This is a genomic window from Kordia sp. (genome assembly GCF_045105435.1).
GTDB lineage: Bacteria > Bacteroidota > Bacteroidia > Flavobacteriales > Flavobacteriaceae > Kordia.
The window spans coordinates 1-6,629 of record NZ_JBGCDL010000374.1; the positions used below are offsets into that span (position 1 = coordinate 1).

Consider the following 6,629-nt stretch of genomic DNA (forward strand, 5'->3'; position numbering starts at 1 on the left):
CTTTTTCATAATTTCTTTTTTTTTAATTTCTTGGACAATTACAATCTGTTACTGTAACATCACACCAACATGAACCTGCTAACCCTGTACATAATGCAGATCTATTTCCTCCTTTTACGGCTGAATTGTCCAAATTAGAGATCGATTTTTTTCTTAATTGTAAACTTTTTAAACTTTGTTTTTTCATAACTTTTTTGTTTTGGTTTCTTTTTCATTACAAAAATAATTCAACCAAAAAATAGCTAAGTACGGTTTCACCCTACTTAACTATAAATTAAGAAGTTACACCATAATTTGTTAAAATTTCATAAAAGGGAATTGCGCCTGCAGCTGCGCCATCTTAGTTTGAAGGTTTGCTAAGAGTTGTTGATGTTGCACTGAATTTGGATTGAACGGTTTATGCGCCAATCCTTTTTGAATAGCTTCAACAGTGTTCATCGTTTGTTCACTTTCGTGGGAAATCCAAGCGTATTGAAATTTCTCCCAAATGTAATCGACAGCAATTTTGTTAGGATGAATCATGTCTGCTGCGTAAAAACGATAATCGCGTAATTCGTCCATCATTAATTCATACGAAGGAAAGTAATGCACCAAATGTCGCTTTGATATGTGTTGATGAATCCCTGCTACTAAATGCGCTTTGCTACGTTGATTTTCTACAAAACCATCTTTTGTATGCCGAACTGGAGAAACTGTAAATAATACGGTGATTTTCGGATTGATATTTTTCAGCAATACAATACAATTTTCAACACTTGCAGCAACTTCATCAACTGATAAGATTTCTTTTAAGAATTGCTTTTGCGGTACTTTATGGCAATTCGCGACAAGCATATCGGTTTCAATATGACGGTACGTCCAGGCAGTTCCTAAGGTGATAATAATGTGTGAAGCAGTAAGGATGTATTTGTACGTTTCCGCCACAGCGGTATTTAAGTTTTGCAGTAACACATTTTTATCTGCGTTACTCAATTCAGAATGTGCTTCAAAACAATGCCAACGTTCGTTTGCAAAGAAAATATCCGCTTCTGTATATTTTTCTTGATTGATCGCTTTTAGAATAACATTTTCAATCGCTTTGGGATGAAATAGAATTCCCAACGGGTTTTGAAACGTTTTGAATTTATAATATGCCAACTTTTTTCCAATATGTTCCGAAAAACAAGAACCCAATAAACATATTTTTGAGTTATAGTTTATTGGGTTGTATGCTTCCTTTACAAACGGAATGTTGGTTTGCAACAACATATTTATTGCTTTTCTTTTGCTTCCGCAGCGCGCTTGGCGATGTGATACATTAAATTAAGTCGGTTTTTCATTCCTTGTGTAAAACCAACAATTTGTTTGCTTTCATAGGTTACGCCTTTACGTGCTTCCATTTTTAGAATTGCATCACTTGTAGCTCTGTCTAATTTTCCTTTTTCAACGATATCATACGGATTCAATAGTTTAAGATAAATTAATTTGGTTTGAAAATCATTCACAACTTTAAGTGTTGGTTTTTCTAACTTATACCATTGTCCTTTTTGTTTTGGCATTACACACCAAATGTACACGTCTTCTTTTTTATCTTTTTCTTTTTCTTTCTCTTGGGCAAGCATTGGTATTGCAAAAAACAACGCCAATACGATGATATACATTTTTTTCATTAGGCTATTATATATGGGTTATTATTAATTATTTTACGTATTCTTTAACGCGTTCGATTGCTTTTGGAATTCCGCCTGGATTTTTTCCTCCAGCAGTAGCAAAAAATGGTTGTCCGCCGCCGCCGCCATGAATTAGTTTTCCTAATTCGCGCACTACTTTCCCAGCATCATATCCACGTTCAGCAACTAATTCTTTTGAAATGTAGCAAGTTAACATTACTTTATTTTCTCCCGCTGTTGCAAAGAATAAAAATAAGTTTTTTAGTTCACCTCCAAGTTCAAAAGCTAAATTTTTGATTCCATTTTGGTCTAAATCTACTTGTTTTGCTAAAAACTGAACTCCATTTATTTCTTCTAGTTCATTTTTAAGATCGCCTTTTAAGTTTTTAGCTTTGTCTTTTAGTAAATTTTCAATCTGCTTCTTCAACTTCGAATTTTCATCTTTTAAATCCGTTACAGCTTTTACCGCATCTTTCGGATTGTTTAAAACATCTTTAATTTCGTAGTATGCTCTGTTGTTTTCAAAATAGAATTCTCTGGTAGCATCAAAAGTAATTGCTTCTATTCTACGAATTCCTGCTGCCACAGCTCCTTCCGATTTTATTTTAAAATGCCAAATATCAGCTGTATTCTGCACATGTGTTCCTCCACATAATTCTATGGATTGTCCAAAACGTATAGAACGTACCGTATCACCATACTTTTCACCAAATAATGCCATTGCTCCATCTGCGGTAGCTTCTGCTAATGGTTGGTTTCGTTTTTCTATTAATGGCAACTTCCCTTCAATACGTGCATTTACAAAATCTTCTACATCACGTAATTCTTCTACCGATAGTTTTGAAAAGTGTGAAAAATCGAAACGTAAATATTTAGAATGCACAGCCGAACCTTTTTGCTCTACATGTGTTCCTAAAATTTCGCGTAACGCTTGGTGTAATAAATGCGTTGCCGTATGGTTTGCTGCTGTACGACTTCGTTGTTTTGCATCGACAACTGCTTTAAAAGTAACATCTAACTTTTTTGGCAATGTTTTCGTAATATGAACAATGAGGTTGTTTTCCTTTTTTGTATCAATAATGTATACAATGTCATTGTCTTGCGTTTGCAAGTATCCTTTGTCACCAACTTGTCCTCCACCCTCTGGATAAAAAGGTGTTAGATTGAATATCAATTGATATTGCACACCTTCTTTTTGGGTTTCTATTTTACGGTATTTCGTTAATTTTACATCAACTTCAAGTGTATCATATCCAACAAATTCTTCGTCATCATCTTCTAATACAACAACCCAATCATCTGCTTGAATTGCAGTTGCTTTTCGTCCATCTTCTTTTCGGTCCCCTAGAAGTTTATTAAATTCATCGTGATTATATGTTAAATTATTTTCTTTCAGAATCAACTCGGTTAAATCTTCTGGAAAGCCATACGTATCTTTTAATTCAAATACTTTTTTCCCAGAAACTACTTTGCCATTTACATTTTTTATCACACGATCTAGTAAAACTAAACCTTGATCCAAAGTACGTAAGAATGATTGTTCTTCTTCTTTTATTACATTCTGAATGAGTTGCTTTTGCTCTTTTAGTTCAGGAAATGCTTTCCCCATTTTTTTATCTAATACATCTACCAAACGATAAATAAATGGTTCTTTTTTGTTTAAAAATGTAAATCCGTAACGAACTGCTCTACGCAAAATTCTACGAATTACATATCCTGCACCAGTATTGCTTGGCAATTGTCCGTCAGCAATAGAGAAAGATACTGCACGCACGTGATCGGCAATGACACGAATAGCCACATCTGCTTTTTCATCGTTTCCGTATTCTACATTCGTAATGGTTTCAATTTCTCTTATAATTGGTGTAAAAACGTCTGTATCATAGTTTGATTTTACATCTTGTAATACCATACACAAACGCTCAAATCCCATTCCTGTATCTACATGTTGCGCAGGTAATTTTTCTAACGATTTGTCAGCTTTACGATTGTATTGCATGAATACCAAGTTCCAGATTTCCACTACGTGTGGATGATCCATGTTTACTAAATTGGCACCTGACGTTTTCGCTTTTTCTTCATCAGAACGAATGTCTACATGAATTTCAGAACACGGCCCACAAGGTCCTTGACTACCCATTTCCCAGAAATTGTCTGCTTTATTTCCCATCAAAATACGATCTTCTGGAATAATTTCTTTCCATAAATCGTATGCTTCTTGATCGAGTTTCAATCCATCTTCATCGCTTCCTTCAAAAACAGTGACATATAAAATGGCTGGATCTATTCCGTATACTTCTGTCAATAATTCCCATGCCCAAGCAATGGCTTCTTTTTTAAAGTAATCACCAAAACTCCAGTTTCCTAACATTTCAAACATGGTATGATGATAAGTATCATAACCAACTTCTTCCAAGTCATTGTGTTTTCCGCTTACGCGTAAACATTTTTGTGTATCGGCAATACGATTGCTTTTTGGCGTTCCATTTCCTAAGAAATATTCTTTAAAAGGTGCCATTCCAGAATTTACAAACATCAACGTTGGGTCATTCTTCGTTACCATTGGTGCAGAAGATACAATTTGATGTGTTTTAGATTTAAAAAAGTCCAAGAACTTCGTACGGATATCTTGAGATTTCATTTGTGTTATCGTATTAGAAGAGACGCTTTACAATCTCCTATTTATTTGTGCAAACGTGTTAAATTTTAAATATAAAAGCAAGTTTTTAAATTATTAAAATTATCTTAACCTGCTTTAAAATTTTAAAAAACTGTAAAACTATAGCTATATTTGTTTGTTTTACATGTTTCTCGTGAAATATTTTCACGAAAAATCTGTACAAAAATAGTATAATTTAAGGAATGAGTAAGGTAAAATATTATTACGATTCAGAAACACTATCATATCGCAAGATAGAAACCAAACGCGGACGCAAAATTGGAGCCCTTTTTTTGTATCTCGCAGCAGTTTCTTTGGGTGTGGTTTTATTTCTTTTGTTTTTCTTTTATTCGCCGTTTTCTTTTGAAACACCAAACGAAACAGTATTAAAACACGAGTTGTCACAAATGCAACTTAGTTATGATTTACTGAATAAAAAAATGACACAAGCGCAAGCCGTTTTAAAAAATTTAGAAGAAAGAGATAATAATATTTACCGATTGTATTTTGAGGCAAATCCGATTCCGGAAGAACAACGCAAAGCTGGTTTTGGTGGTGTAAATAGATATGAAGCATTGTATAAGTACGAAAATGCCGACTTGTTAATTTCCACCACAAAAGAAATGGAAAAATTACAAAAACGTCTCATTGTACATTCCAAATCATTGGATGAAATTGCAAAGTTAGCAGAGAATAAAGAAAAGTTTTTAGCTTCAATTCCTGCCATACAGCCTGTTAATAATGAAGATTTGACACGTATGGCTTCTGGTTATGGTTTTAGAAGTGATCCGTTTACAAAAGCACGAAAAATGCATTGGGGAATGGATTTTACAGCGCCAAGAGGAACGCCCGTATATGCGGCTGGAGATGGTGTTGTGATAAGAGCTGACAATTCAGCTTCTGGCTTTGGAAAACATATTCGTGTTGAACATGGCTATGGTTATGTTTCATTGTATGCACACTTAAGCAAATACAATGTGCGTAAAGGAAAAAAGGTGAAACGCGGCGATTTAATAGGTTTTGTAGGAAGCACAGGACGATCGCAAGCACCACATTTACATTATGAAATTCGAAAAAATGGCGATAAAATCAATCCGATTAACTTCTACTACGGAAATTTATCTGCCAAAGAGTTTGAAGATTTACTTAAAAACGCTGCAAGGCAAAATCAATCGCTTGACTAATGCATATTAATTTACCTGAAAAATTATATTACAGCATTGGTGAAGTTGCAAAGGCTTTTGATGTAAATGCTTCTTTGATTCGTTTTTGGGAGAAAGAATTTGACGAGATTCAACCAAAAAAAAACGCGAAAGGAAATCGTAAGTTTACTCCAGAAGATATCAAACACATTGAACTTATTTATCACTTGGTAAAAGAGCGTGGCTTTACACTTGACGGCGCAAAAGTTCACTTAAAAGAGGAAAAAAAGAAAACGCTTTCCAATTTTGAGATTATTCGTAAATTACAACACATTAGAGCTGAACTTGTAAAAATTAAAGATAATATGTAACGCTCGTACCAAATACAATACTAACAAATAGATAAACCCGAATAATTATGAGTAAAAAAGCAATCATCATTACAGTTGTCCTTGTAGTGGTTGCCATTTTCACGTATACGAAATACAATGGAATGGTAGGATTAAACGAAGATGCAAAAACTGCTTGGTCCAAAGTAGAAAGTGAATACGAACGAAGAAACGCGTTAATTGGAAACTTGGTAAGTACCGTAAAAGGTGCTGCCGATTATGAACGTACTACGCTAGAAGCAGTTATTAATGCGAGAGCAAAAGCTACTTCGACACAAATTAACGTAAATGATTTAACGCCAGAAAACATAGCTAAATTCCAACAAGCACAAGCTGGATTATCAGGTGCGTTGTCAAAGTTATTAGTATCCGTAGAACGCTATCCTGATTTAAAGGCCAATCAAAACTTTTTGAAACTTCAAGACGAATTGGCAAGTACTGAAAATTCTGTTCGTACAGCGAGAAATCGTTATACAGATTCCGCTAATAAATTTAACAAACACATTAAAACTTTTCCAACTAATATGTTTGCAAAGGTTTTTAGCTTTGACGAAATGGCACTGTTTAAAGCAGCAGCAGGTTCAGAAAATGCGCCAGATGTTGACTTTGATTTTAAAAAATAATTAAAATACGCACAAAAATATGTCTAAAGTAGAAGATTTCCTTTCCGCTGAGGAAGAACAAGAAATCGTTGCTGCCATTAGAACGGCAGAACGAAGTACTTCTGGTGAAATTCGTGTCCACATTGAAGATCATGTAGATACGAACACGTTTGATCGTGCGCTAGAAG

Annotated in this window: 8 protein-coding genes; 4 read left to right on the plus strand and 4 right to left on the minus strand. The window is 34.4% G+C overall.

From position 1 onward, the window contains the following. Window positions 1–22: 22 nt before the first annotated feature. From AB8B65_RS19020 to alaS, 4 genes are all read right to left on the minus strand, one after another. A complete protein-coding gene (locus AB8B65_RS19020; protein ID WP_405302866.1) occupies window positions 23–187 on the minus strand; it encodes a hypothetical protein in 165 nt (54 codons plus the stop codon). Between the two features lie 110 nt (window positions 188–297). Continuing rightward, a complete protein-coding gene (locus tag AB8B65_RS19025) occupies window positions 298–1,248 on the minus strand; it encodes a GSCFA domain-containing protein (RefSeq protein WP_405302867.1) in 951 nt (316 codons plus the stop codon). Window positions 1,249–1,250: 2 nt separating this feature from the next. Next, on the minus strand, window positions 1,251–1,649 hold the full coding sequence (locus AB8B65_RS19030; protein WP_405302868.1) for a hypothetical protein: 399 nt from the start codon (window positions 1,647–1,649) through the stop codon (window positions 1,251–1,253). Window positions 1,650–1,677: 28 nt separating this feature from the next. Further along, the gene (gene alaS, locus AB8B65_RS19035) at window positions 1,678–4,290 is read right to left on the minus strand and encodes an alanine--tRNA ligase (protein WP_405302869.1); all 2,613 of its coding nucleotides are present in this window, start codon (window positions 4,288–4,290) and stop codon (window positions 1,678–1,680) included. A 221-nt stretch (window positions 4,291–4,511) separates the two neighbouring features. Here alaS and AB8B65_RS19040 point away from each other — a divergent pair, with 221 nt between their 5' ends. From AB8B65_RS19040 to AB8B65_RS19055, 4 genes are all read left to right on the plus strand, one after another. Continuing rightward, window positions 4,512–5,492, plus strand: coding sequence for a M23 family metallopeptidase (locus tag AB8B65_RS19040; RefSeq protein WP_405302870.1), 981 nt, complete (start codon window positions 4,512–4,514; stop codon window positions 5,490–5,492). Further along, window positions 5,492–5,821 carry a MerR family transcriptional regulator gene (locus AB8B65_RS19045; protein WP_405302871.1) on the plus strand — a complete coding sequence of 110 codons (330 nt, stop codon included), beginning with the start codon at window positions 5,492–5,494 and terminating at the stop codon, window positions 5,819–5,821. The genes AB8B65_RS19040 and AB8B65_RS19045 overlap by 1 nt, the downstream gene beginning before the upstream one ends. Window positions 5,822–5,868: 47 nt before the next feature. Then, a complete protein-coding gene (locus tag AB8B65_RS19050) occupies window positions 5,869–6,462 on the plus strand; it encodes a LemA family protein (protein ID WP_405302872.1) in 594 nt (197 codons plus the stop codon). Between the two features lie 19 nt (window positions 6,463–6,481). Next, the coding region (locus tag AB8B65_RS19055; RefSeq protein ID WP_405302873.1) for a TPM domain-containing protein at window positions 6,482–6,629 on the plus strand (148 nt) is incomplete at its 3' end.

Excerpts from the sequence above, each read along its gene's own strand:
- AB8B65_RS19020 (WP_405302866.1), bottom strand. The coding sequence starts at position 187 with ATGAAAAAACAAAGTTTAAAAAGTTTACAATTAAGAAAAAAATCGATC.
- AB8B65_RS19025 (WP_405302867.1), bottom strand. The coding sequence starts at position 1,248 with ATGTTGTTGCAAACCAACATTCCGTTTGTAAAGGAAGCATACAACCCA.
- AB8B65_RS19030 (WP_405302868.1), bottom strand. The coding sequence starts at position 1,649 with ATGAAAAAAATGTATATCATCGTATTGGCGTTGTTTTTTGCAATACCA.
- alaS (WP_405302869.1), bottom strand. The coding sequence starts at position 4,290 with ATGAAATCTCAAGATATCCGTACGAAGTTCTTGGACTTTTTTAAATCT.
- AB8B65_RS19040 (WP_405302870.1), top strand. The coding sequence starts at position 4,512 with ATGAGTAAGGTAAAATATTATTACGATTCAGAAACACTATCATATCGC.
- AB8B65_RS19045 (WP_405302871.1), top strand. The coding sequence starts at position 5,492 with ATGCATATTAATTTACCTGAAAAATTATATTACAGCATTGGTGAAGTT.
- AB8B65_RS19050 (WP_405302872.1), top strand. The coding sequence starts at position 5,869 with ATGAGTAAAAAAGCAATCATCATTACAGTTGTCCTTGTAGTGGTTGCC.